Annotated in this window: 24 protein-coding genes; 14 read left to right on the top strand and 10 right to left on the bottom strand. The window is 68.1% G+C overall.

The window, feature by feature from the left end; genetic code table 11:
• Positions 1-25: 25 nt before the first annotated feature.
• Entirely contained in the window at positions 26-460 is a 435-nt protein-coding gene (gene arfB / locus ABD260_RS14140) for an alternative ribosome rescue aminoacyl-tRNA hydrolase ArfB (protein WP_344233936.1), read from the bottom strand.
• 72 nt (positions 461-532) lie between these two features.
• Here arfB and ABD260_RS14145 point away from each other — a divergent pair, with 72 nt between their 5' ends.
• The 6 genes from ABD260_RS14145 (at position 533) to ABD260_RS14170 (ending at position 5363) form a co-directional block, all read left to right on the top strand.
• Positions 533-967: a TlpA family protein disulfide reductase gene (locus ABD260_RS14145; protein WP_344233937.1), complete on the top strand. Its 435-nt coding sequence runs from the start codon at positions 533-535 to the stop codon at positions 965-967.
• Between the two features lie 47 nt (positions 968-1014).
• Positions 1015-1953, top strand: coding sequence for an RDD family protein (locus ABD260_RS14150; RefSeq protein ID WP_344233938.1), 939 nt, complete (start codon positions 1015-1017; stop codon positions 1951-1953).
• 274 nt (positions 1954-2227) lie between these two features.
• A complete protein-coding gene (locus ABD260_RS14155; protein WP_344233939.1) occupies positions 2228-2674 on the top strand; it encodes a DUF4395 domain-containing protein in 447 nt (148 codons plus the stop codon).
• Between the two features lie 12 nt (positions 2675-2686).
• Positions 2687-3535, top strand: coding sequence for a sulfurtransferase (locus tag ABD260_RS14160; protein ID WP_344233940.1), 849 nt, complete (start codon positions 2687-2689; stop codon positions 3533-3535).
• Positions 3536-3537: 2 nt separating this feature from the next.
• Complete coding sequence (locus tag ABD260_RS14165; protein ID WP_344233941.1) at positions 3538-3834, top strand: DUF1416 domain-containing protein; 297 nt, start codon at positions 3538-3540, stop codon at positions 3832-3834.
• A gap of 302 nt (positions 3835-4136) precedes the next feature.
• On the top strand, positions 4137-5363 hold the full coding sequence (locus ABD260_RS14170; protein ID WP_344233942.1) for a choice-of-anchor P family protein: 1227 nt from the start codon (positions 4137-4139) through the stop codon (positions 5361-5363).
• 161 nt (positions 5364-5524) lie between these two features.
• Here the strand turns inward: ABD260_RS14170 and dtd are convergent, their stop codons facing one another.
• Positions 5525-5950, bottom strand: coding sequence for a D-aminoacyl-tRNA deacylase (gene dtd / locus ABD260_RS14175; RefSeq protein WP_344233943.1), 426 nt, complete (start codon positions 5948-5950; stop codon positions 5525-5527).
• Positions 5951-6042: 92 nt separating this feature from the next.
• Between dtd and ABD260_RS14180 the strand changes: the two genes are divergently transcribed.
• Positions 6043-6873: a beta-keto acid cleavage family enzyme gene (locus ABD260_RS14180; RefSeq protein WP_344233944.1), complete on the top strand. Its 831-nt coding sequence runs from the start codon at positions 6043-6045 to the stop codon at positions 6871-6873.
• On the opposite strand, the gene ABD260_RS14185 is transcribed toward ABD260_RS14180, so the two are convergent.
• Both ABD260_RS14185 and ABD260_RS14190 read right to left on the bottom strand, forming a co-directional pair.
• On the bottom strand, positions 6810-7265 hold the full coding sequence (locus tag ABD260_RS14185) for a hypothetical protein (protein WP_344233945.1): 456 nt from the start codon (positions 7263-7265) through the stop codon (positions 6810-6812). The genes ABD260_RS14180 and ABD260_RS14185 overlap by 64 nt on opposite strands.
• Positions 7262-8401, bottom strand: a complete 1140-nt coding sequence (locus ABD260_RS14190; RefSeq protein ID WP_344233946.1) for a molybdopterin-dependent oxidoreductase — start codon at positions 8399-8401, stop codon at positions 7262-7264. The genes ABD260_RS14185 and ABD260_RS14190 overlap by 4 nt, the downstream gene beginning before the upstream one ends.
• A 165-nt stretch (positions 8402-8566) precedes the next feature.
• Here ABD260_RS14190 and ABD260_RS14195 point away from each other — a divergent pair, with 165 nt between their 5' ends.
• A complete protein-coding gene (locus ABD260_RS14195; protein WP_344233947.1) occupies positions 8567-9121 on the top strand; it encodes a hypothetical protein in 555 nt (184 codons plus the stop codon).
• A 131-nt stretch (positions 9122-9252) separates the two neighbouring features.
• The gene (locus tag ABD260_RS14200; RefSeq protein WP_344233948.1) at positions 9253-11013 is read left to right on the top strand and encodes a hypothetical protein; all 1761 of its coding nucleotides are present in this window, start codon (positions 9253-9255) and stop codon (positions 11011-11013) included.
• 137 nt (positions 11014-11150) lie between these two features.
• On the opposite strand, the gene ABD260_RS14205 is transcribed toward ABD260_RS14200, so the two are convergent.
• Positions 11151-11330, bottom strand: a complete 180-nt coding sequence (locus ABD260_RS14205; RefSeq protein ID WP_344233949.1) for a hypothetical protein — start codon at positions 11328-11330, stop codon at positions 11151-11153.
• Between the two features lie 2381 nt (positions 11331-13711).
• Complete coding sequence (locus tag ABD260_RS14210; protein ID WP_344233950.1) at positions 13712-14761, bottom strand: helix-turn-helix transcriptional regulator; 1050 nt, start codon at positions 14759-14761, stop codon at positions 13712-13714.
• Between the two features lie 114 nt (positions 14762-14875).
• Here ABD260_RS14210 and ABD260_RS14215 point away from each other — a divergent pair, with 114 nt between their 5' ends.
• The 3 genes from ABD260_RS14215 to ABD260_RS14225 all read left to right on the top strand — a co-directional run bounded on the left by ABD260_RS14215 (position 14876) and on the right by ABD260_RS14225 (position 17154).
• Positions 14876-16108, top strand: coding sequence for an FAD-dependent oxidoreductase (locus ABD260_RS14215; RefSeq protein ID WP_344233952.1), 1233 nt, complete (start codon positions 14876-14878; stop codon positions 16106-16108).
• 4 nt (positions 16109-16112) lie between these two features.
• On the top strand, positions 16113-16475 hold the full coding sequence (locus ABD260_RS14220) for a DsrE family protein (RefSeq protein ID WP_344233953.1): 363 nt from the start codon (positions 16113-16115) through the stop codon (positions 16473-16475).
• A gap of 184 nt (positions 16476-16659) precedes the next feature.
• Complete coding sequence (locus ABD260_RS14225; protein WP_344233954.1) at positions 16660-17154, top strand: nitrobindin family protein; 495 nt, start codon at positions 16660-16662, stop codon at positions 17152-17154.
• Here ABD260_RS14225 and ABD260_RS14230 read toward each other — a convergent pair whose 3' ends face one another.
• Positions 17155-17832, bottom strand: a complete 678-nt coding sequence (locus ABD260_RS14230; RefSeq protein WP_344233956.1) for a response regulator — start codon at positions 17830-17832, stop codon at positions 17155-17157.
• Positions 17825-19081, bottom strand: coding sequence for a sensor histidine kinase (locus ABD260_RS14235; protein WP_344233957.1), 1257 nt, complete (start codon positions 19079-19081; stop codon positions 17825-17827). The genes ABD260_RS14230 and ABD260_RS14235 overlap by 8 nt, the downstream gene beginning before the upstream one ends.
• Positions 19082-19215: 134 nt before the next feature.
• Between ABD260_RS14235 and ABD260_RS14240 the strand changes: the two genes are divergently transcribed.
• Complete coding sequence (locus ABD260_RS14240) at positions 19216-20589, top strand: cation:dicarboxylate symporter family transporter (RefSeq protein ID WP_344233958.1); 1374 nt, start codon at positions 19216-19218, stop codon at positions 20587-20589.
• A gap of 161 nt (positions 20590-20750) precedes the next feature.
• Here ABD260_RS14240 and ABD260_RS14245 read toward each other — a convergent pair whose 3' ends face one another.
• Positions 20751-21572 carry an LLM class flavin-dependent oxidoreductase gene (locus tag ABD260_RS14245; protein WP_344233959.1) on the bottom strand — a complete coding sequence of 274 codons (822 nt, stop codon included), beginning with the start codon at positions 21570-21572 and terminating at the stop codon, positions 20751-20753.
• A gap of 109 nt (positions 21573-21681) precedes the next feature.
• On the opposite strand from ABD260_RS14245, the gene ygfZ reads away from it, so the two are divergent.
• Positions 21682-22674: a CAF17-like 4Fe-4S cluster assembly/insertion protein YgfZ gene (gene ygfZ / locus ABD260_RS14250; RefSeq protein ID WP_344233960.1), complete on the top strand. Its 993-nt coding sequence runs from the start codon at positions 21682-21684 to the stop codon at positions 22672-22674.
• Between the two features lie 26 nt (positions 22675-22700).
• On the opposite strand, the gene ABD260_RS14255 is transcribed toward ygfZ, so the two are convergent.
• Positions 22701-23039, bottom strand: a complete 339-nt coding sequence (locus ABD260_RS14255; RefSeq protein WP_344233961.1) for a hypothetical protein — start codon at positions 23037-23039, stop codon at positions 22701-22703.
• Between the last annotated feature and the right edge of the window lie 182 nt (positions 23040-23221).

Consider the following 23221-nt stretch of genomic DNA (forward strand, 5'->3'; position numbering starts at 1 on the left):
GTGGGTTCAGGTGTCTGCGGTGGGTTCAGTCGTCCGGGCGGCCGCGGAGGCGCTTGGTCTCGCCGCGGCGCTTCTTGTCGTCCAGCCGGCGCCGCACTGCGCCCTTGCTCGGTTTGGTCGGCCGGCGTTTCCTCGGCGGCGGTGCGATCGCCTCCCGCAACAGTTGCGCCAGCCGCTCCCGCGCCGCCTCCCGGTTCCGCCACTGCGACTTGTACTCCGACGCGGCGATCGTCACCACACCATCAACCAGCCGCGACCGCAGCCGCTCCACCGCCCGAGCCTTCAGTACGTCACTCAGCGCCGACGTACTCGCCACATCAAAACTCAACTCCACCCGGCTGTCAGTCGTATTCACCGACTGCCCACCCGGCCCACCCGACCGCGAAAACCGCCACATCAACTCCCCCTCAGGCACCACCACCCCCTCCCGCACCACCAACCCACTCTCCACACCCACCATTAAGTCAGACCGGTTCTCAGTGGGTGAAATGGGTGGTTGAAGGGTTTAGGGGGAGTCGTACCGTGGGTGATTGTGAGTCTTGGGTTGTGGGTGCTGGCCGGCGCGGTGGTCGCCGGTGGGGTGCTCAGTGTGCTCAAGGCGTGGGTGGACGGGCGGTTCCGGGGGAAGGCGGAGGTCGGCGTGGAGCGGGTGACGGCGGCTGAGGTTGGTGGGGAGTTGGGGGAGCGGGCGACGCTGCTGCAGTTCTCCTCGGCGTTCTGTGCGCCCTGTCGTGCCACCCGGCGGACGCTGGCCGAGGTGGAGGGCATGGTCGACGGAGTACGGCACGTCGAGCTGGATGCCGAGTCCCACCTGGAGCTGGTCCGGCGGCTGGACATCCTGCGTACGCCGACCACGCTGGTCCTGGACAGCACCGGTGCGGTCGTGAAACGCGCCAGCGGTGCGCCCCGGAAGCCGGACGTGATTGCCGCGCTGGCTGCCGCGATCGAGCCGACCGGCGTCCGGTAAGCGCCACCGGATGGCGGAACCACCGTCAGGTACGTAAGACTCTCCCGGTGAGCTCTCCAGCCGGTTGGTACGACGATCCCGAGGACCAGACCCAGCAGCGGTACTGGGACGGCACCTCCTGGACGGATCAGCGCCGCCCCCAGCAGACCCCACCGCCGTACCAGGGCCAGTACGGCCAGGCTGCACAGCACGGGCAGGTGTACGGAGGTCCGGCACCGACCCAGCAGAGCCGCCCGGCCCAACCGCAGTACGGCCAGTACGCCCAGCCGCAACAACCGCAGTACGGGCAGTACGCCCAAAACCAGCCCCAGCAGCAACAACAGCAGTACGGCCAGCAACAGCCGGGGCAACAGCCTCAGTACGGCCAGTACGGTCAGCAGCAGTACGGCCAGTACACAGGCCAGCAGCCGGGCCAGCAGGGCTACGGCTACCCAGGCCAGCGCCCCCACGCCACCCCCGACGGCCAGCTGCTGTCCGGCTGGTGGCGGCGTGTGTTCGCCCGCATCATCGACTCGATCATCGTCGGCATCATCGGGCTCCCGCTGACCGGCTACTTCTACTACCACTACTCCCAGGTGCTCCTGGACTACTTCAGAGACACCCTGGACAGCGCAGAGGCCGGCAACCCGGCCACTACGACCACACTGCCGCCAGAGGTCTACAAGTGGATGGTCCCGGCGGTCCTGATCGGCTTCGTGGTCTCGTTCGTGTACGAGTACCTGTTCGTGACGAAGAAGGGCGCTACTCCGGGCAAGATGGCGCTGGGTATCGCGGTCCGGCTCCGCGACGTACCGGGCAACCCGCCGGGCTCCGCCGTTGCCAAGCGGTACGGCTTCCAGATCGCGCTGAGTGTGCTCGGCCTGATTCCGCTGATCGGTACGCTCACCGGCTTCGCCGCACTGCTCGACTACCTGTGGCCGCTCTGGGACGACAAGAAGCAGGCACTGCACGACAAGGTGGCGGCCACCAACGTGGTCCGGAAGTAGCTATCCCATAGTGTGATCAATTGTCTCACTCAGTGGGACAACGGTCGGCGCACCCGCCTACGTTCCGTACGCTCGTTGCGTGGTTTACCGGACATGGCTGACGAAGCGCCGGGCAGTGGACAACTGCCGGGTGCGCTCGTCCCTGTGTCGACGCCGCTGACCAGGCGGCGTCCCGAGCGCTGCGGAACCGGTCGCTGAGCACGGTTCCGCGTACGTCGTCTCCCGCAGATTCGGGCGGGTCCCGGCTCGACATCCTCCAACTCCTGGAGTTGTCATGTCCGAACAACAGGCGGCGCGGCAGGTCGATCCGCGCGGACTCCGGTTCGCGGCCGGCGTCACCACCGTCGTTCTCGCGCTGACGCTCGTACTCAACAGCCCCTGGCCGCTCGCGGTGCAGGCCGTGGTGTTCGCGGTCTCGGTCGCGTTCGGCGTCCAGGCGTCGCCGTACGGGTGGCTGTTCAAGCGGCTGGTCCGGCCCCGGCTGGCCCCGCCGAAGGAGCTGGAGGACGCGGCGCCACCGCGGTTCGCCCAGCTGGTCGGCCTCGTCTTCGCGCTCGCCGGACTGGTCGGGTACCTGACCGGTGCGACCGTGCTCGGCGTGGTCGCCACCGGATTCGCCCTGGTCGCTGCGTTCGTGAACGCCGCGGTCGGGCTCTGCCTCGGTTGCGAGGCCTATCTGCTGATCCATCGCATTCGTACGCCAACAACCGCCACCAACTGAGAGGCAGCACACATGAGCAGGGAATCCGCTCTCGTCTCGGCCGACTGGGTCGAGGAGCACAAGAACGACGCCGGTGTCGTCCTGATCGAGGTCGACGAAGACGTCTCGGCGTACGACGCCGGCCACATCGCCGGTGCGATCAAGCTGGACTGGAAGGACGACCTGCAGGACGCGGTCCGGCGGGACTTCGTCAACCAGCAGCAGTTCAGCGCGCTGCTGTCCGAGCGAGGTGTCAAGAACGACGACACGGTCGTGCTGTACGGCGGCAACAACAACTGGTTCGCCGCGTACGCGTACTGGTACTTCAAGCTCTACGGCCACGGTGACGTCCGGCTGCTCGACGGCGGCCGCAAGCGCTGGGAGCTGGACAGCCGCGAGCTGACCGACGAGGTCGTGAAGCGCGACGCCACCGAGTACCAGGCCAAGGACCCGAACCTGGACATCCGCGCCTTCCGCGACGAGGTCAACGAGGCCATCGGCGTCAAGAACCTGGTCGACGTCCGCAGCCCGGACGAGTACGCCGGCCGGCTGCTCGCCCCGGCCCACCTGCCCCAGGAGCAGGCGCAGCGCGCGGGTCACATCCCGACCGCCGCGAACATTCCGTGGAGCAAGGCGGCCAACGACGACGGTACGTTCCGCGCCGACGCCGAGCTGAAGCAGCTGTACGCCGACGCCGGCGTGGACTTCGGCAAGGACACCATCGCGTACTGCCGGATCGGTGAGCGTTCGGCGCACACCTGGTTCGTGCTGCACGAGATCCTCGGCCAGGAGAACGTGAAGAACTACGACGGTTCCTGGACCGAGTGGGGTTCGCTGGTCGGCGTACCCGTTGCCCTCGGCGACGAGCCCGGGGAGGCCTGACCATGTGCGGAGCGAAGAAGGGCGGCCTCGACCTCAAGGGCGTCGACGTCGACAAGGAAGCCGTGATCCAGGGCCAGGTGCTGCGCGGCGAGGAGCCGGTCGGCGGCGCGTACGTGCGGCTGCTGGACTCCACCGGTGAGTTCACCGCGGAGGTGCCCACCTCGGCCACCGGGCACTTCCGGTTCTTCGCGGCGCCGGGCAGCTGGACGCTGCGCACGCTGGCGCCGAAGGCCCAGCCGGTGGACCGCGAGGTAGTGGCGCAGTACGGCGAGGTTGCGGAAGTGGCCGTCACCGTCTGAGCAGTCGTTCGTTACTGAAGGTGCCACCACCACCCGAGGTGGCCCACCCTGAAGTAAGCACCGAGGGGCCCGGACCTTGCGCGTCCGGGCCCCTCGGCATGTCCGGAAACGCTTTGCCCGCTTTGGGTTCCGGTCATCGCGCCAGGGTTACGGGGTGACGTGGATGTCGCGGGCAACGACCCGGCAATGTAACGGTTTGGTCTCGGAGCGGGACTTTCTCGTTACCTACCGCAATCGGCCAAGTTGTGTCTGTGTCCTGACCCGCGCTTCGGGTCACGTCATCACTCAGGGAGGAGGGGTCAATGCGACCCCGCATCGGATACAAGAAGCTCGCTGCCGTCGGAGTTGCGGCGGTTGTCGGCGTGGCTTCTACGATCGCGCTGACCTCGGGTTCGGCATCCGCCTCGCCGGTTTTCGGATACAGCGGTTACTCGTACGGCACCGACGTCGAAACCGGTCTGGCGAACAGCGGCCCGCAGGTGGTCAGCAAGTTCGGTTGCACCACGGACGCCACCAAGGCTGACAAGAACGACCTCGCCACGGCGAACGTGAACGAGCAGGCGATCGCGCGGACGGTGAAGACCGACACGCACGCGTTCAACGACAAGAGCGGTACGGGCGTCACCAGCACCGCGACCGCCGCCGACGTCAAGGTGGGCAACCTGCTCACGCTGACGGGTGTGAAGACCACCACCACGGCGCGGTACTCGAAGGGCCAGCTGTCCTACACCGGCGACACCAGCTTCGCCGGCGTCAAGATCGGCAACATCGCGGTTCCGTCGCTGCTGAAGCCGGGCCCGAACACCAAGGTCGCGGTTCCGGGCCTGGGCTACATCGTGCTGAACCGGGTCGGCGGCGTGAAGACCGCGTCGGGCATCTACTCGTACGCGCAGGCGGTCGTCGTGCACGCGACGGTGAAGAACCAGTTCATCCCGCAGGGCGTCGACGTCGCGGTCCTGAAGACCCGTGCGGAGATCTCGAAGCCGGCCACCGCGCTGGTGATCGGGTCCGCGTACGGCACCCAGGCCAAGGCCGACAAGCTGGTCGTGTCCGGCCCGACGTCGCTTCAGACCACCTGCCAGGGGACTGAGGGCAAGACCGTCCGGGTCGCCGTCGGCGAGCTGAACATCCCGAAGGTCGCCTACGTCGGCGGTGTCTACACCACCAAGAACGGCGCCATCGGCGAGAACAAGTCCTACATCGACTTCAGCTCGCACGTCGCGGGTGTGAAGGTGGGCAACCTGTCGATCGGCGCCATCGAGTCCAAGGCTTCCGCCTGGAAGACCAAGGACGGCAAGGCCGGCGTGAGCTCGTCCTCGAGCATCGCGTCGATCAAGGTCGGCAACAAGACCTACCCGGTGAAGACCGGCGAGAACGCCACCCTGGACATCCCGGGTGTCGCCAAGCTGACCTTCAACCAGGTGATGCGGCAGAAGCGCTACATCGAGGTCAACGCGCTGGTCATCGACGTCTACAGCCTGAACACGAAGGTCATCGTCGGCCACTCGGCCGCCGGCGTCGTCAGCTGACTGCGGTAGACGCGTTCTGAGTCGAACCTCACCGGCTCCAGAATCCGGCCCCCGGTTCCCTTGCGGAACCGGGGGCCGTTTCTGTTGTCAGGACCCCCTTTGAGAAGCCACCGTGTATTTCTGGAGTGGATCTTTTGCGTGGTGGCTTCCCAAAGCCGGGGTCAGGCGTCGAGGATCAGGGTGACTGGGCCGTCGTTGACGAGGGCGACCTGCATGTCGGCGCCGAAGCGGCCGCGTTCGACCTTCGCGCCGAGGGCGGCCAGGGCGGTGCAGAACGCGTCGTAGAGCGGTTCCGACACCGGGCCGGGAGCGGCGGCACTCCAGGAAGGGCGGCGGCCCTTGCGCGTGTCGGCGTACAAGGTGAACTGACTGATCGCGAGGATCGGTGCCTGCTCGTCGGCGGCGGACCGTTCGCCGTCGAGGATGCGCAGGGTCCAGATCTTGGCGGCCAGCGCGGCGGCTTTCTCGGCGGTGTCGTCGTGCGTGACACCGACCAGGATGAGCAGGCCCGGTTGCTCGATCGCCCCGACCACCTCGCCGTCCACGGTGACCGACGCGGTGCTGACTCGCTGTACTACGGCTCTCATGGCAACATCCTGTCCTACCGGAGATCGTCCGGTAAACGGGGCCAAGGACGGGCAAATATCCGTTTCGAAGTGCGATCTGGCAGGATTCATCCATGGCGTCGACTCTGATCACAGTTGCTCCCACCGGTGCCGAGACCGCGAAGGCGGACTGCCCGGCGTTGCCGACCACGCTCGACGAGCTGGTCGAGACCGCGAAACGCTGCGAGGCCGCCGGGGCCGCGATGATCCACATCCACATCCGCGACGGCGAGCACCAGCCGACGCTCGACCTCGGCCGGCTCACGGACACGGTCGCCGCGGTGCGCGAGAACACGGCCCTGATCGTGCAGCTTTCCACCGGCGGAGCAGTCACGGATCCGTACGAACATCGGCTCCGCGTACTGGATGCCGTACCCGACTCGTGCTCCTTGACGATGGGCACGGTGAACTTCGGCGACGACGTGTTCATGAACCCTTGGCCGTTCGTCACGGAGCTGTACCAGTTGACGCAGGAGCGTGAGGTCGTCCCTGAGTTCGAGCTGTTCGATCTCGGTCACGTCGCCGCGCTGCATCGGCTGCTGGACAAGTACGGGCTGCCGTACGGCGGGCGGGTGCACTGTGACCTGGTGATGGGCGTACCAGGCGGCATGCCCGGCACGGCGGATGCGCTCGTCGCGGCCGTGAACGCACTGCCCGACGCGGTCACGTCCTGGTCGGCCACCGGCATCGGGCGTACGGCGCTCCCGGTCGCGCTGGCCGCGCTTTCGAAGGGCGGCAACCTCCGGGTCGGCATGGAGGACACGCTGACGCTGGCGAAGGGGCAGCCGGTCACGCACAACGCCGAGCTCGTCGAACGTGCGGCCGTGCTCGCGACGCTGGCTCAGCGGCCCCCGATGTCGCCGGACGAGGCGCGTGACCTGCTCAACGTGAAGCGCGATCGCTGAACCACGTACGTCGTGACGCCTGCCGCGATGATTGTTGCTTCAAGCAATAACCAGTCCCGGAGGTAGTCGCGGGGGAGCACCGTCGGGTTCGCGCCTTTGCCCTGCCGGATGAGCAGTGGCAGCGCGAGCAGGGTGGTGATACCGATCGCGAGCAGCGTGGTTCGTACGGCCGCGACTGTTCGGTGGCGATCGGGGCCGGTCGACCAGCGGGTGAGCAGCCAGCTGATCGCGACGGTCAGCGGTACGAGGAAGAAGTCGTCGGCGACAACCGCACCGGCCAGCCAGATCGGCAGTCGGATCAGACCGTGGTTATCTACAGCTGTGAACAAGAGCCACAGTCCCCAGAGGCCGAAGCCGACGCCGATGGTCGCGAGTGCTGCGCGGGTCTTCATGTGATCACGTCCAGGCGGTGGACCCATTTGGTCTGCAGGACGCCTGGGCGATTCGGCGCAATGATGCGGGCGGGGAAACCGTGGTCGAGTGCGAGGTCCGTACCGTTCAGGCGGAGCGCCAGGAGGGTCAGCGGATCGGCGGCGAACTCGGGTGGGAGCTCGCTTGTCGCATAGAAGCCGCCCTTTTCCATTGATACGACACGGACTCTGGAGTTCGGCGGGGCGCCGCAGAGGTTGAGCAGGTCGCGCATTCGTACGCCCTCCCAGTTGGCATGCTGGCTCCAGCCTTCGACGCACGCGATCGGCAGGCCGGAGCGGCTTTGTGGAAGGGCTCTGAGCTCGTCGAGCGTGTACGACAGTTGCTGGGGTCCGTTGATGATGAAGCGCCAATTCGCGTCGATTCCGGTGACGCCGGCCGCTTCCGCCGTACGGTTCACGGGTACGCCTTGCGGGCCGATGTTCGGTTTGCGGGGCGCGAGTACGGCGATCGGTCCTAGTGCGGGGACCGATTGGCCGATCGAGGTGATGCCGACCAGGGTGGCGGCGCCGGCGACCGTACGGAACAGGCCCCGACGGGTGAGCCCGGTGACCCCGGCGGGCAGTGTTTCCGGATCGCTGGTGGGCGTACGGCGCCAATGCGCTTTGATCAACGGGAGTTTGACGGCGAGGTGTACGAGTAGCGCGCCGATGATGATCCACGCCAGCGCGTAGTGCGTCTGGCGGAACGGGAACGGCCACGGGTACCACTGCAACGTGTTGATGAATCCGATGAAGAGTTCGAGGGCCAGCGCGGACACCAGTACGAGGATCGATGCGCGTTCCAGCAGGGTGCGGAGCGCCTGCCGGCTTGGCGGCCAGGGTGGCTTCGCGAACAGCTTCGGGTAGACCGTCCACAACTTTGCCAACAGCAACGGGACGGCGACGGTTCCGCTGAGGACGTGCAGTCCTTGGCTCACGCGGTACAGCTCGGCTGGGCGGCTCGGGAGGTGCAGCCAGCCTGGAGTGTCCTGCTGGAAGTGGCTGTACAGGCCGGTCAAGAAGCAGATCACGACGGCTGTCCCCAGCCAGCGACCGAGCACCGTCGCGACCCGCGGATGGTGCAGGGCGGAACGGAACGAATTCTCCGGCGGCTTCATGTTTCCACTACAACCCAACCGGAGACCTGTGGACGGCGAGAGCCGATTACTGGTCGCGAACGGCTGGGTGGAGCCGTTGTCCACAGGTTTGCGTCTGTACGGGAGATGGTGGCACCGATCGGGGCATACTCTGTGGAAACTTGACGAAGGGAGTGTGGCGGAGTGATGACGCAGGAGCGGTCGTCAGAGGATGACGAGCGCGCAATGGCGGATCTGGCCGAGGTCTTGGACTGGCGGCCGGTCTGGGGACCGCCGGCGACCGGCATGGACGCCATCCGCGCCTTGGTCAACCGCGTCACCGCCGCCACCGGCTGGCGTCCCTGGGCGCCTGGTGACATCGACCCCGACCGGTACACCTGGGGTCTGGTCACCCAGCGCGAGACAGTGATGCTGGTGCTGCCGGACGCGGTGCTCCCGGAGAGCCCACGCAGCGGCTGGTCGGCGTACGACATCGCTTCGACCGAGCTACCCCAGGCCGAGGAAGGCCTGGACGCCCACTGGCCCGAACAACTCGAGCTGGCCCGCCGGTACTGGGGGCCGCCCGTCTTCGTCGGGCCAGGCACCGACCTGCGCATCCCACCCGAGTGGCGCGGCCGCCGCCGGCACCTCGCGGTCTGGCTACGACCCGGCGCCGAGATCCACCTGTTCGCCTCCCAGCCCGGACCGGAAGACACCGCCGCCGGTTTCGCGTACTCCGTCTATGCCAGCGAGGTGGCCTGATGGCAACTGAAGGTCAAGCAGACGACATCATGATGTCCGTTGCCCAAACGGTGCGCAGGATCTGGCAATTCCTACGACAGTTCCAGCAACAGCGGCGGGGCAGGCTTGCTCAACGGCTGAACCAGAGCCAAATGCGTCGCGGGGCGGTCGAAGAGGTGGTCCGCGGAAGACAATGGAATCGCCCCGACGCCGCCCGGGGGACCTCCGAGGCCGAGCAGCGGGCGTTGTACGGCCAGGTGGATCGCGTGAGTGGGCAGCTTGCGCTTGCGGATGCTCAGAACGAGCAGCTGAGCCGTCAGGCGGCAGCGCTGGAGCGGCAAAACGCCGCCAACCAGCAGCGAATCGCGGAGCAGCAACAGCTACTCGCCGACCAGCGCAATCAGGACGCCGAGCTGAACCAGACCGACCTCAACCGTGACGGCATTCCCGACACCCGGAACCGTGACCTGGATGCTGATCGGAACAACCAGGTCCGTGTGGCGGATGAGCAGCGGAACCAGAACGCGGGCGATCTGGACAAAAACGGTGTGGTCGACACCCTGGATCGTGAACACGACAAGCAGGCGCAGCTAGAGGAAGCCGACCGTAAGAAGAAGGCCGAGGCGTCCGACCGCGAGGGCGTCAACGCGGTCGACGGTGCCGGTGCAGCCGCCGGTGGTGTAGTAGCAGCCGAGGAGATCAAGGACGAGCTGGACGAACGCGCCGACCGCCAGGGCGCACAAACCGACCAAGCCGAACAAGACACGGTCAACCCCGACGCAACCGACGCAACCGCCCTGGACACCACCGACCCCTTCCACGAACAATCCGCTGTCGACACCCCAACCGTCGACGAACACGGCGCACCCCTGGACGCCGAAGCCGACGAGCTGAAAAACCCGTGGGCGGACCACGAGGACGCCTTCGACGGGCTCGGTGCCGAAGACCCAACGACGGACCCCACCGTCGACCGGGACGCCGAAGCAGCCCCCGCGTCCACCGCCGACAACGAACTACAGTCCGGCAGCCCAGACGGCCCCAGCGAGTACGTCACCGACACCGACACCGCCCGCGATGCCGTGCAGGAGCCAGCGTCGGACCCGTACGTCACCGACACCGCCGCCGAAGCGGACCTGCCGCAAGAGCAGCAGCCGGAGACGGACCCGTACGCCACCGACACGGACACCGCGCGCGAGGCCGATCCATCCGCAGACCTCGGTTCGCCGGACCGATCCCAAACCGCCCAAACTCTGAACCAGGACCAGCGCCAGAGCCAGGAACCTCAGGGCCAGCTCCAAGACCCAGCGGCCCCGGCCCAAACCCAGGACGCCCGAACCCTGGCTCAAACCCAAGACGCCCAAGCCCCGACCCAAGCTCAAGACGCACAGGCCCTGACCCAAGACACCCAGTCACCGGGCCAAGCCCAGCAACCCCAGGACTTGGCACAAGGCCAGAACCCGCAAGGTCCAGGCCAAGACGCACAGAGTCCGGGACTAGGCCAGGATGCCCAAGGACCGGCGCAGGGCGGCAATCAGTCCGGCCAGGTGATCAGCGCCGACCACATCGACGAGCTCACCGTCAACAACGGCGCGGTCCAGACATCCGGCCAGCGCAACTCTCCCGCGCTCCCAGCAGAAGAGCCACTCATCGCCGAGTACCGCGATGCCCGCGCCTCCGAGCAAGGCCGCGGCCAGCCGAGCCGATCCTCTGACATGACCCCCGACGAGCAGCGAACCACCGCATACGTCACGAGCGCCGGCCGGGCCAGCGCCTCCGGAGCCACCGTCCGCAGCGACGGCGGCCCCACCACGACCACCTCCGCCGGCGAACGCCCCGACCACCTCCGCGACACCAGAACCGCCTCCAAGCCCCGAACCCCCCAACAAACCAACAGCAACACCCTAGGCGGATAAACCCCACCCACACCGGTCCACCCACACCCGTCCACCCACCCGGCCCACCCACACTCCGGCAGGCCCACCCACCAGCCCGAGGCGCCCCCGCAACTCCACCCGGGGGCGCCTCAGCCTCCCTGACCCTGACCTCCACCTCAGCGGCCAACCCCACCACCACCACTCACCGCACCGCTCAACCGGGCCAGGTACGCCGCGACACCGGGCCGGGTACGCCGCGACACCGGGCCAGGTACGCCGCCATGCCGAGCCGGGTACGCGGCCCACCGAGCCGGGTACGCGGCCCACCGAGCCGGGTACGCGGCCCTACCGGCCATCTACGCCGACACCCGGCCCAGTACGCCCCACGCCCGCCCATCCAACGCGCGCATCCGCCCGGCCTCGCGCAGGTCAGGCCCCGCGGGGCTACTTTCTCGTGCGTGGGACCAGCTCGGTCTGCTGCTACACACAGGCCAGACCTCAGCCTTTCTGCCTGCCCCGTCCCGCAGGCGTGCCCCGCCCCGCCCGCAGATGCACGCCACCCCATACCATCCCGCCGACGGCCAGTGCACAGCATTCCTCTCCCCTGTACGGCATACCGCCTGCCCGCTCGAGCCCCACGCCGGTACGTCCCACCCCGTACACCGCACGCCGTACGCCCGCCCCCGCGCCGCACGCACCGCGCCGCCTGCCGTACCCCCAATCGCCCCACGCTCTACGCCGACCCTGTACGCCGAGTCATCCGGAGGCGCATTCGCCCCGACTCCACCTGCCGAGGTCCAGTGCGGCCAACCTCTCCCCTGCGCAGTGCATCGAACTGCCCGGCGCAGGCCCCATGTGTAGGCCGAGTCTGCTGCGGTTCCGGAGGTTCATCCCGCTGGCTCCGGCCGTCGAAGTTCAGCCGGGCAACCACTGCCCTTGTACGGTGCGCCATTTGCCCGGCTCTGCCCCGAGCAATGCGGCAAGCCTCCTGCTCATCCCAGAGGTGTTTCCCAGATCCACTCGCTCAGGTCGAGCCCGGCAGCCGTATGTCGTCGGACGGTTCCCAGGCGGCCCGGTGCAGCCCTGCGTGGTACGCCGAGTCTGCTGCTTCCTCTGGAGCTGCAGGTGCTTGCGGCCTGGAGGTGCTGGCCTTACCGCAGACATCTGCCCCACACGTGGACGTGAGCTGCCCCGCAGAGCCTCGCAGGTGCATGAGGTGACGCGGCCAGGCCCGGTCCACGTGGGCCTCCGAGCAGTACGCAGGGCGCTCCGTCGGAGATCCGCTGCTGTACGTCGAACTGCCCGATCGTGCCCGGTCGTACGTCGAGCTGCCCGGTGGTGCAGGTCGCACGTCGAGCTGCCCGGTGGTGCCCGGTCGTACGTCGAGCTGCCCGGTGGTGCCAGGTCGCACGTCGAGCTGCCCGGTGGTGCGCGGGTGGTTGCCCCGGCTGAACTCGCGCGGTGCCGATCTGCGGGGCAGCCTGTGTCGTGCAGCGGATGGCCCGGCTTGGCTCGTAGGTGCACGCCGGACGGCCTGGAGGCGGCCTTGTCCGATCTGACCCGGCTACCTGTGCGTGCCCGTGCCTGGTGCATCGCATGCCCGGTCGAGTCCGTACGGACCACCTTGCATGGTGCGGGCGGGCGGCGCGAGCTCCACGCGGTACGCGGCGCTGCTCGGCGGTGCCCCGTGGTGCTCTCCTGCGGTGCGTTGCGTGCTCGGCGGAGTTCGTACGGGTCGCCTTGCATGGTGCGGTTAGCTGGCATGAGCTCCATGCGGTACGGGGTACGCGGTGCTGTCCGGTTCTGCTCTCCTGCGATGCATTGCATGCCGGTCGAGTCTGTACGGGGCGCCTGCATAGTGCGGGCTGCCGGCGCGAGGTCCATGCGGTACGTGGTGCTGTCCGGTGCTGCCCTGCTGCGGTGCATCGCCTGCCCGGCGGAGTCCGTACGGCGCGAGCCCCATGCGGGACGGGGGGCTGCCTGGTGGTGCCCTCATGCGGTACATCGCGTGCCCGGTGGAGGCCTGCTTAGTAGGCCGTGTGGGCTGGTCGAGGGGTGCAGTGTGCCGTGTGGCCGTCTCGGGACGCGGGTCGGATAGTGCCCTGCCGAGCGTTGGGCTGTACAAGGGAGTGCTTTGCGTGGCGTTGTGCTTGTGTGGGGGCTGCTCGTGGGGGAGGTGCCTCGGGTGTTGAGCGTCGCGTGAGGCCCTGGTATGCCGCAGGTGTGTGTGCGGGTGTGCCCGGTGTGGGCGGTCCGGTGGGTGTGGTGCTGGGTTGGTTGTGGGTGTTGTGAAGCGGGTGGCCTGGGTTGCCCGGCTGGGGCTTGGGTGGCCTGGTCTGGCCTGGCGGGCACGGGGATGGCCTGCGGCGTGCCGAGGCGCGGGCGGGAGCCGCGCTGTGGTCACGGTGTGTGTTTGGCGGGGTGGTGGGTGAGCAGGCGGAGTCAATGGACCAGGCGGGGTCGAGGGACACAGGCGGGGTCGAGGGAGCAGGCGGGGGTTGAGGGGCCAGGCGGGGGCAAGGGACACAAGCGGGGGCAAGGGACACAAGCGGGGTCAAGGGAAACTGGCGGGGGTCAAGGGAACTGGCGGGGGTCAAGGGAAACTGGCGGGGGTCAAGGGAACTGGCGGGGGTCAAGGGACAGAGGAGTGTTCTGCCTCGTATGTGCGCGAAACGCTTCCCCGGCCGGATTAGCCCGGTCGGCTGCTCCTACCTACGTCGGGAGCAATATCCGCCAGCTAAGGGGCGCTGGGTGGCTTCTTCGGTGGGGGTGGGGTGAGGGTGGTGTAGCGGTGGGCTATTTGTTGGCAGGCGGTTTGTAGTTCGGGTGGGTGTAGGTCTGAGAGGTCTGTGTCGAAGGTTGCGAGGATGCCGGCGACGCCGGGCCAGGACCAGGCTCCTAGGGTTAGGCGGCTGTGGTGGGGGTCCAGGGGTTCTACTACGGAGCCGCCGGGGGCCCAGTGGGCGACTACGTGGGCGGGGAGGTTCAGGCGGGCGCTGCCGATGCAGGGCCAGTCGGCGGGGGTGTCGCCGCGGTCGGGGCTGGTCATGACGAAGTGCGCCAGGTCGCTGATCGATTGGTCTGGTGCCGCTCCCGTTCTGCCGGGGAGTTCGCGGGGTGTGAAGGGGCGGCCGGTGGGGCGGGGGTGCAGACGGTCTACGCGGTCTACTCGCCAGCATTGGTCGTCGAGGTCGTACGCGATGAGGTACCAGCGTCCTGCCCACACGACCAGGTGGTGGGGTTCTAGCTGATGTGGTGGGGCGAAATCCGGCTCGTCGGGGGCTGGGCGGGTTCCGTCGGGGCGGAGGACTTCCGTGGTCAGGATGTGGTGGAGCCGGACGGCGGTGCCGACGGTGGTCAGGGCGGCGGGGTCGATCGGAGGGCCGGGGAACTCCCAGTAGTTGCGGAGCCTGGTCAGGCGCAGGGATTCCATTGCGGCGCGGAGTGTCGCGGGCATGGCTTGTTGCACGGTGAGCAGGGCGCGGGCGGTGCCGTCTTGCAGCCCGTACACGGATCTGGGGGCGGTCTGTAGGGCGATGGCGATCGCTAGTGCCTGCTCGTGGTCGAAGAGCAGCGGCGGCAGGGTGTGGCCGGTGCCGAGGCGGTAGCCGCCGTGTGGGCCGCGAACGGTTGTGACTGGGTAGCCGAGCTCGCGGAGGGTGTCCAGGTCGCGGCGTACGGTGCGTGCGCTGATCTCCAGCTTGACGGCGAGGTCGCGCAACGGCCAGGTACGGCCGGAGCCGAGCAAGGAAAGCAGCTGCAGTGCGCGGTGTGACGTCGTCGCCATCACAACATCCTGCCACCAGTACTGGCCACTCGGCGGCCAGTACTGGTGTCACAGTCGGCCCGACACCAGGAAGTCCAACACCAGGAAGCCCGACACCAGGTAAGGCGGCTGAGAATGCAGGTTGCGGTGGTAGGAGGAGGCATCGGCGGGCTCGCTCTTGGGGCGGGCTTGCGGCGGAGCGGGTACGAGGTGACGGTGTACGACCGCGACACCGATGTCACCGCGACCGGCGGGTACCACATCACGCTTGATGAGCGAGCCCAGTCGGCGCTCGCACGGTTGGTCGCGCCGGAGATCATGCGCGGGCTCTTGGCGTCCGCCTCAGCTCTGCGCGCGCGGGACCGGGACGTGTTCTGGGACTATCGCGGCCGCGTGCTCGGGCACGGGCCAGACCTGTCCGGCAGCAAGAGCATCGACGTTGACCGGATCACGCTGCGTACGCTGCTGGCGGAGGCTGTCGGTGAGGATCTGCAGCTTGGGCGGACCGTCGCGAGTGTGGGTACTGACGGGCGGCCGTGGGTCAGCTTTGTTGATGGGACGTCGGTGTCGGCGGACTTGGTGGTCGGAGCTGACGGGGCTCACTCGATCGTGGCTCGGCACTTGGCGGGGGACCGGACCAATCAGCCGGTCGGCATCATCGGGTTCTCCGGTCGGACCAGGCGGGGTGAGGTGGGTACGGCCGAGCAGCACCGGCTCGGTACGCGGTCGTCGATGGGGATCGGGCCGCGCGGCGCCGCTATGTACGTCGGGTTTCTCGACCCGGTGGGGAACGCGGTGCTCGACGCTCCTGAGCTGAGTAGGTCGATCACTACCGGGCCGACGTACATCTGGGGGGCGATGTTCCCCGAGTCGGATCGGACCGCTGAGCTACGTGATTTGCGGGGCGCTGCGCTGCAGGGTGCTCTGGTCGATCGGTTCAAGGAACACAGGTGGGCCGAGCACACGCTGGAGGTGATTGCGCGCGCCGATCCGGGCAGCGTGGCGGCGTTCCGGTTCAACGCTGCCTCGACTCGGGCCGCTGAGCTTGCGCCGTGGGATGCGGGCTGCATCACTGCTCTGGGTGACGCGGTGCACGCGACGCCACCTACCGCGGGGATGGGTGCTGGGGCGGCGATCCAAGACGCGGCCGATCTGTTCGCTCAGCTGGACACCGACAAGAACATCCCGGCGGCGGTCGGCCGGTACGAAGAGCAGGCGCGGCAGCGTGGTGCCCAGGTGCTGACAGCCGCGATGAAGACCGTCCGCCTGATCCTGGCCACGGACGGGACCCTGGGCGCGTTGGCGACAGCCGCCCTGACCCCACTGGTCGCGGCCTACCGCGGCCCCGGTAGAGGTCGGTTAGCGTAGGGACGTGGATCGGGCTTTGGTGATCAAGTTGACGGCGGGGGCCGGCGAGGCGGAGCGGGTCAATCAGGCGTTCACGGTGGGGGCCAGCGCGGTTGCCGCTGGGGCGGACGTTTCGTTCTGGTTGACCGGGGATTCTGTCTTCTTCGCGGTGCCAGGACGGGCCGAGGAGTTCGAGCTGCCACACGCCGCCCCGCTGGCTAATCTGGTTGCCGCAGTGCTGGAAGGCGGTCGGCTCACGGTGTGTACGCAGTGTGCCAAGCGCCGGGAGCTGACCGAGCGGGACCTGATGCCAGGTACGCGGATCGCCGGCGCCCCGGCCTTTGTCGAGGAGATCCTCGCCGACGGGGTCCAGGCGATCGTGTACTGACCGGTGGTGCGGGAGGCCACGTCGGTGGCGGCCCCGGGTCAGCGGACGCATCCTCTAGACTGACGAACGTGCTACACGTTGTCTTTACCTCGTTGCTGGTGCTGGTCTGTGTGTTCATGGGCTGGTTCTCGGCGTTTGTCGTCTATCGGCTGTACCGCGGCCGGAACGCGAGCTGAGGGGTTCGATGGCGTTCGAGATCCCGCAGGACCTGCATCCGGACCTGATGCCGCTGGCCTGGCTGCTCGGGCGCTGGGAGGGCCGCGGGCACGGGGACTACCCGACGATCGAGAAGTTCGAGTTCGGGCAGCAGATCGACTTCACCCACAACGGGAAGCCGTACCTGCACTACGTCAGCCAGACGTTCGTCGTCGGCGAGGACGGCACCAAGCAGCGCCCGCTCGCCGTCGAGACCGGCTTCTGGCGGCCGCAGCCGGACAACAAGGTCGAGGTGATCCTCGCGCATCCGACCGGGTTCGCCGAGATCTGGTACGGCGACATCGACGGCGCGAAGATCGAGCTGCAGACGGACATGGTCGCGCGTACGGTGTCGGCGAAGGAAGTCACCGCCGGCCACCGGCTGTACGGCCTGGTCAACGGCGAGCTGCTCTGGGCGTACGACATGGCAGCCGAGGGCCAGGCGCTGCAGCCGCACCTCTGGGCCACCCTCGTCCGTACCTGATCAACTCTCCGCAACCCAGGAGTACTCGACTTTCGGCCGCCCGCTGCGCCCGTCATAGCGCTGCGTACGAAGCGCCTGCCCCTGATCCGCGAGGTGCTCCAAGTACCGCCGGGCCGTGATCCGCGACGTACCCAACGACGTCGCCACCTCCTCGGCGGTCCACCCTTCCCGATTGGCCAGGAGCTGAACCACCCGATCGAGTACGGGACCGGCAAGCCCTTTCGGGACCGACGAAATAGTTGCTGGGTGCAACAAGCGGTCCACTTCGTCCTGATCGGCCACCACTTGACCAGACTCGGCGGCGCGGCGCTGGCGGGCGTACGCGGACAGCCGATCGCGTAAAGTCTCGAAAGCAAAGGGCTTCAGCACGTACTGAACCACGCCGATCCGTGCGGCCGCCTGTACTGCCGCGACTTCACGCGCCGACGTCACCGCGACCACATCGACTTGGTTGCCCAGGGCCCGCAGGCGGCGTACGACATCGAGCCCGTGCCCGTCCGGCAGATGCATGTCGAGCAAGACCAGATCAACGTTGCCACGGGCAAGTACCTGGAGCGCGCGCCCCGCAGTACCGGCAACCCCTGCGCAAGCGAACCCCGGAAGCCGATCCACGTACGTACGATGTGCTTCCGCCGCGACCGGATCGTCCTCGACGACGAGCACCCGGAGATCAGGCACTGGCGCTCACCGCTCGGGGCAGGCGGACGCGTACGGTCAGCGCCGGGACCTCGTCCAGCTCGGAATCGGGATCGACCATCAGCGAACCCTGCCAGCGTTCGACCGTGCTTCGCACCAGCACCAGCCCGAGCCCGTGACCAGGCTCCGCCTTCGTGGTCCAGCCGCGTTCGAACATGTGCGCCAGCTCCACCGAGCCGAGCTCGGCGCCGGTGTTGGTGACGATCAGGTCGACGGCATCGGGCGTGGTCGCGGCCCGGAACTCGACTTTCCGTGGCGCCGGACCGCCGCGCGCGGCCTCGATCGCGTTGTCCAGCAGGTTTCCGACCACGGTGACCACGTCCTGGGCCGGCAACCGGGTGTTCAGCGTTTCGTGGCCGAGATCGAGGGACAGTACGACGCCACGCTCCTGTGCCTGGGCCAATTTTGCCAGCAGCAACGAGGCGAGGACGGGATCGCCGACCGTACCGACCACGCGATCGGTCATCGCCTGCGCGAACTGCAATTCCGACACCGCGAACTCCCGTGCCCGCTCCGGTTTTCCGATTTCGATCAGGCTGACGACAGTGTGCAGCCGGTTCGACGCCTCATGATTCTGTGCTTGCAGCGATTCCGCCAAACTTCGGACCGCGTCGAGCTCGCCGAGCAGTCGCTGCAGCTCGGTGTGGTCCCGCAGCGTGACGATCCGGCCGCTTCCGGATGGTTGCTGGTTCACGACCACGACCCCGCGCGCGCCGAGGTGCAGTTCGTCGTACGCGGTCCGGCCGGTGCCGAGCAGCTCCGCGAGGGGCGCGCCGAGGTGTAGTTCCTCGAGGGGAGTGCCGGGTGCGACTTCGCGAAGGCCGAGCAGGGTCAGCGCTTCGTCGTTCGCGAGTTGGACACGGCCGTCCAGGTCGAGCAGGATCAGGCCTTCGCGGGCAGCGTGCAGTACGCCCTCGTAGAAATCGAGCATCCGCGCCAGGGACTGCGTACCGATCCCGCGGGTGGCGCGCCGGACCCGCCAGGTGACGAGCGCGTTGCCGGCGATCGCGATGCCGAGCATCAGGCTGGCGATCCCGAGCATCGAGCGCAGGTCGAGCCGGACCAGCTCCCACCAGGTCGGCGCGGGCAGTCCGCTCGCCGCCGCGTCCCGCAGCGCCTGCGCCCGGGTCCGGCTGACCATGGTGATCCACGCCATCGCGATCAGTACGGTGACCGTGACGGTCTGCAGCCAGAACACCTGGCGGCGCAGCTCCCACGGTCGATGCTTCATGGCGAACAGTCTGCACGGCGAACGATATGAACGAAATGCTCACTTCTCCTGTGCGTCACGTCACAGTTACTCAGCAGGTGCCCACACGTCCCCCCGACAACCCCTCCCGCCCGGCCGATACAGGAGTCCCGCCAATGTCGAGCCCGACCGAACCCCGCCCCACCCCGGTCCGCAACGACCGGACCCATTTCCTCTACATCGCCGTCATCGTCGCCGTTCTGCTCGGCATCGGTGTCGGGTTCCTGTTCCCGGACTTCGCGACCGAGCTGAAACCGCTCGGCACCGGCTTCGTGAACCTGATCAAGATGCTGATCAGCCCGATCATCTTCTGCACGCTGGTGCTCGGCATCGGCTCCGTCCGGCAGGCCGCCAGCGTCGGCAAGGTCGGCGGTCTGGCGCTCGTCTACTTCCTGGTGATGTCGACGGTCGCGCTCGCCATCGGCCTGCTGGTCGGCAACCTGGTCCAGCCCGGCTCCGGCCTGAACCTCACCGACAAGCTCCGGGAGGCCGGCCAGAAGCAGGCGGCCGGCGCACATGAGAGTACGAGCGACTTCATCATCGGGATCATCCCGAAGTCGCTGCTCTCCTCGCTGACCGAGGGCGAAGTGCTGCAGACCGTACTGGTCGCGCTGCTTGTCGGTTTCGCGTTGCAGGCGATGGGATCGAAGGGCCAGCCGATCCTGACCGGGATCGGGCACATTCAGCGGCTGGTGTTCAAGATCCTGTCGATGATCATGTGGGTCGCGCCGGTCGGTGCGTTCGGCGCGATCGCGGCCGTGGTCGGCGCGACCGGTACGGACGCGCTGGTCAGCCTCGGCAAGATCATGCTTGCCTTCTACCTCACCTGTCTGCTGTTCGTGATCGTTGTCCTCGGCACCATTCTGCGGCTGGTCACCGGGCTGTCGATCTTCCAGTTGTTGCGGTACCTCGGTCGTGAGTTCCTGCTGATCGTGTCCAGTTCGTCGTCGGAGACCGCCCTGCCCCGGCTGATCGGAAAAATGGAACACCTCGGCGTGGACAAGTCGGTGGTCGGCATCACCGTACCGACCGGGTACTCGTTCAACCTGGACGGTACGGCGATCTACCTGACGATGGCGTCCTTGTTCATCGCGGAGGCGATGAACACGCCGTTCTCGATCGGGCAGCAGGTTTCGCTGCTGCTGTTCATGATCGTGGCGTCGAAGGGCGCGGCCGGTGTCACCGGGGCCGGGCTCGCCACGCTGGCCGGCGGTCTGCAGTCGCACCGGCCGGAGCTGGTGGACGGCGTCGGGTTGATCGTCGGTATCGACCGGTTCATGTCCGAGGCCCGCGCGCTGACCAACTTCGCCGGGAACGCGGTGGCGACGCTGCTGGTCGGGCATTGGGTTGGCGAGTTCGACAAGGAGCAGGCGAAGCAGGTGTTCGCCGGCAACGACCCGTTCGACGAGGTCGCCTTCGCCGCCGGTGACACGCACGGTGGAGACGCGCCGGCGCCGGCTGCTGCGAGTACGCGCGCTGTCGACGCTTGATCCTGATCCATTCTCCACCCCTCCAAGCGCTGCCCGCCGGACCACAGACCGGCGGGCAGCGCTGTGTTTCCAGCAGCTCGACAGTACGTATACGTCCACTACGGGCGGATTTGCCGCGTCGGAGGGCCCGGAGGGGGTACACCTCCTGTCGACCTGCCGATCTACTTGCCGTGCAGGAGCTCGACGACCGGGGCCAGGTCTTCCAGGTAGGTGGAGTTGACGGTGATGTAGGTGGTGCCGAACTCGTCGCGGCGGCGTTGTAGTTCGTCGGCCATCTGTCCGGGCGTGCCGCGGAGCATCATCAGTGAATCGCTCGCCTCCAGTACGTCGGGCTCTACGCCGGCCGCTTGCTTGGTCCACGGCGGAAGTTCGCGCGTACCGGCCGCGAACAGGTTCATCGCGAGCTCGATGTCGTCGGCGCGGGGACCGGCCAGTTCGTGCAGGTCGTGGACGAGTTGAGCGATCTCGGCGCGCGGGGTCATCGCGTCCTTGGCGAGCGAGACGATGTCGGCCCGGGCCGCGGCGAGTGCCAGTGCTCGCGGGCCTCCGGCGGCGAGCATGATCGGCGTACGCCGCTCACCATCGAGCTTTGCCAGCTGATCCAGCGTTTCCCGTACCTGGTCGCGGCGTTCTTTGGGCGAACCCCACGGCAGGCCGAGCTCCGCGGTTTGCTGCTCCGCGACCGGCCGGCCGGTGCCGATGCCGAAGTCGAACCGCCCGTCGGTGAGTACGGTCAGGGTGTGCGCCTCCCAGGCGGCGGCGCGGGGCGTACGCAAGGGCGCCGCCGCGACGAACGTACCGACCCGGACGTCGGCCACCGCCGCCGCCATTGCCAAGGACGGGAACGGTGACGGCAGCTGCAGACCGTCGGGCATCAGTACGGTCGTGTAGCCGAGATCGGCCGCCTGCCGGACGGTCTTGGTCCAGTCGGCGCCGGACCTCGGGCTCCCGACAATGCCGAACCGGAATCGCCTGTCACTCATCTTTCGTCCCCTCGGTTGTGTGGTGATTCCAGAGTGACCGTTGCATGGGGTTGTCCACATCCCACGACGGGAGGCGTTCCGCGTACGCCGGCCGACGTACTCTGGTGACATGTCACGCAACCGCAGCCCCCTGCTGGACCGGCCCGGCGCGGTCGAGGCCGACGGACTCGACGCCGGGGTCGCGGCGCACTACGGCTCCGACCTGCGCGAACAGCGCGCGCTCATCGACGGTCAGGCGTTCGTCGACCTGTCCCATCGCGACGTGGTCACGATCAGCGGACCGGACCGGCTGACCTGGTTGCACGCGCTGACCACGCAGTACTTCGAAGGCCTCAAGCCCGGTACGTCGACAACCGCGCTGCTGCTCTCGCCGACAGGTCACGTGGAGCATGTGATGTACGGGGTGGATGACGGCGAAACGTTCTGGTTCCACACGGAGCCGGGTGCGGCCGAGGCGCTGATCGACTGGCTGCGGAAGATGGTCTTCATGTCGCGGGTCGAGATCACCGACGTGACCGACGACTACGCGATCATTTGGCGCTTCGGGGCGCCGGGTGGTGAGCACCTGACACGTAGTGGTGCGGATTCGCTCGGTGGGTACGAGGTGTTTCTGCCGCGGGCGGAGCTGGCCGGGTTGGACGGTCCGGCGGCGGGAGTCTGGGCGTACGAGGCGCTCCGGATCGAGGCGGGGGCGCCGCGGTTCGGGCTGGACAGTGACGAGCGGGCGATTCCGAACGAGCTGGGGTGGCTTGGGGTCGGCGTTCATTTGAACAAGGGGTGTTATCGCGGGCAGGAGACGGTTGCTCGCGTACACAACCTCGGCCGGCCGCCGCGGCGGTTGGTGCGGTTGCACCTGGATGGTTCGGTCGATCACCTGCCGGCCCACGGGTACGCCGTCCGGGTAGACGACAAACAGGTCGGCTTCATCGGCTCCGCCGCCCGCCACCACGAGCTCGGCCCCATCGCCCTGGCCGTCGTCAAACGCAACGTCGACCCCACCGCAACCCTGCAAGTAACCGCCGAAAACCAGCCCACCGTCACCGCCACCCAAGAACTCCTAGTAGACCCCGAAGCCGGCCTCCACGTCCGCGCCCGCCTCTAACTCCCACCCGCACCCACCACCCGCACCTACCCGCACGAGCGCCCACCGCACCCGCACCCACACAACGCGCCGCGCGCACCCGCAGCACCGGCACCCACACAGCGCGCCGCGCGCACCCGCAGCACCCGCACCGGCAGCACCAGCACCAGCACCAGCACCCGCACCGACCGCACCGGCACCCGCAGCACCCGCAGCACCGGCACCCGCACCGACCGCACCGGCACCCGCAGCACCGGCACCCGCACCGACCGCACCCGCACCGGCACCCGCACAGCGCGCACTCGTACCCGCACCGACCGCACCGGCACCGACCGCACCGGCACCCGCACCCGCACAGCGCGCACGCGCACGCGCACCGCACGCATCCGATGGGGCGTACCGCGGGGCAACCGCGCCTCGCGCGGTGCAGTTGCCGGAAGGTGGTCGGCGGGCGCCCCTGAACGCCCGCCGACGGGCCGCATCGTGCGCCTGCGCCTGGCGGGTGATGCGGTCCTCGGTTGGACCTCCCCGGAACCCCGATCATCACGCCGCAACACCCGACTGTGAC

The organism is Kribbella hippodromi, assembly GCF_039531045.1.
GTDB lineage: Bacteria > Actinomycetota > Actinomycetes > Propionibacteriales > Kribbellaceae > Kribbella > Kribbella hippodromi.

Excerpts from the sequence above, each read along its gene's own strand:
- ABD260_RS14200 (WP_344233948.1), top strand. The coding sequence starts at position 9,253 with ATGCGTCGCGGGGCGGTCGAAGAGGTGGTCCGCGGAAGACAATGGAAT.
- ABD260_RS14190 (WP_344233946.1), bottom strand. The coding sequence starts at position 8,401 with ATGAAGCCGCCGGAGAATTCGTTCCGTTCCGCCCTGCACCATCCGCGG.
- ABD260_RS14170 (WP_344233942.1), top strand. The coding sequence starts at position 4,137 with ATGCGACCCCGCATCGGATACAAGAAGCTCGCTGCCGTCGGAGTTGCG.
- ABD260_RS14245 (WP_344233959.1), bottom strand. The coding sequence starts at position 21,572 with ATGAGTGACAGGCGATTCCGGTTCGGCATTGTCGGGAGCCCGAGGTCC.
- ABD260_RS14160 (WP_344233940.1), top strand. The coding sequence starts at position 2,687 with ATGAGCAGGGAATCCGCTCTCGTCTCGGCCGACTGGGTCGAGGAGCAC.
- ABD260_RS14185 (WP_344233945.1), bottom strand. The coding sequence starts at position 7,265 with ATGAAGACCCGCGCAGCACTCGCGACCATCGGCGTCGGCTTCGGCCTC.
- ABD260_RS14215 (WP_344233952.1), top strand. The coding sequence starts at position 14,876 with ATGCAGGTTGCGGTGGTAGGAGGAGGCATCGGCGGGCTCGCTCTTGGG.
- ygfZ (WP_344233960.1), top strand. The coding sequence starts at position 21,682 with ATGTCACGCAACCGCAGCCCCCTGCTGGACCGGCCCGGCGCGGTCGAG.
- ABD260_RS14240 (WP_344233958.1), top strand. The coding sequence starts at position 19,216 with ATGTCGAGCCCGACCGAACCCCGCCCCACCCCGGTCCGCAACGACCGG.
- ABD260_RS14225 (WP_344233954.1), top strand. The coding sequence starts at position 16,660 with ATGGCGTTCGAGATCCCGCAGGACCTGCATCCGGACCTGATGCCGCTG.
- ABD260_RS14205 (WP_344233949.1), bottom strand. The coding sequence starts at position 11,330 with ATGGCCGGTAGGGCCGCGTACCCGGCTCGGTGGGCCGCGTACCCGGCT.
- ABD260_RS14180 (WP_344233944.1), top strand. The coding sequence starts at position 6,043 with ATGGCGTCGACTCTGATCACAGTTGCTCCCACCGGTGCCGAGACCGCG.
- ABD260_RS14255 (WP_344233961.1), bottom strand. The coding sequence starts at position 23,039 with ATGCGTGCGGTGCGCGTGCGCGTGCGCGCTGTGCGGGTGCGGGTGCCG.
- ABD260_RS14165 (WP_344233941.1), top strand. The coding sequence starts at position 3,538 with ATGTGCGGAGCGAAGAAGGGCGGCCTCGACCTCAAGGGCGTCGACGTC.
- ABD260_RS14155 (WP_344233939.1), top strand. The coding sequence starts at position 2,228 with ATGTCCGAACAACAGGCGGCGCGGCAGGTCGATCCGCGCGGACTCCGG.
- arfB (WP_344233936.1), bottom strand. The coding sequence starts at position 460 with ATGGTGGGTGTGGAGAGTGGGTTGGTGGTGCGGGAGGGGGTGGTGGTG.
- ABD260_RS14235 (WP_344233957.1), bottom strand. The coding sequence starts at position 19,081 with ATGAAGCATCGACCGTGGGAGCTGCGCCGCCAGGTGTTCTGGCTGCAG.
- dtd (WP_344233943.1), bottom strand. The coding sequence starts at position 5,950 with ATGAGAGCCGTAGTACAGCGAGTCAGCACCGCGTCGGTCACCGTGGAC.
- ABD260_RS14210 (WP_344233950.1), bottom strand. The coding sequence starts at position 14,761 with ATGGCGACGACGTCACACCGCGCACTGCAGCTGCTTTCCTTGCTCGGC.
- ABD260_RS14195 (WP_344233947.1), top strand. The coding sequence starts at position 8,567 with ATGACGCAGGAGCGGTCGTCAGAGGATGACGAGCGCGCAATGGCGGAT.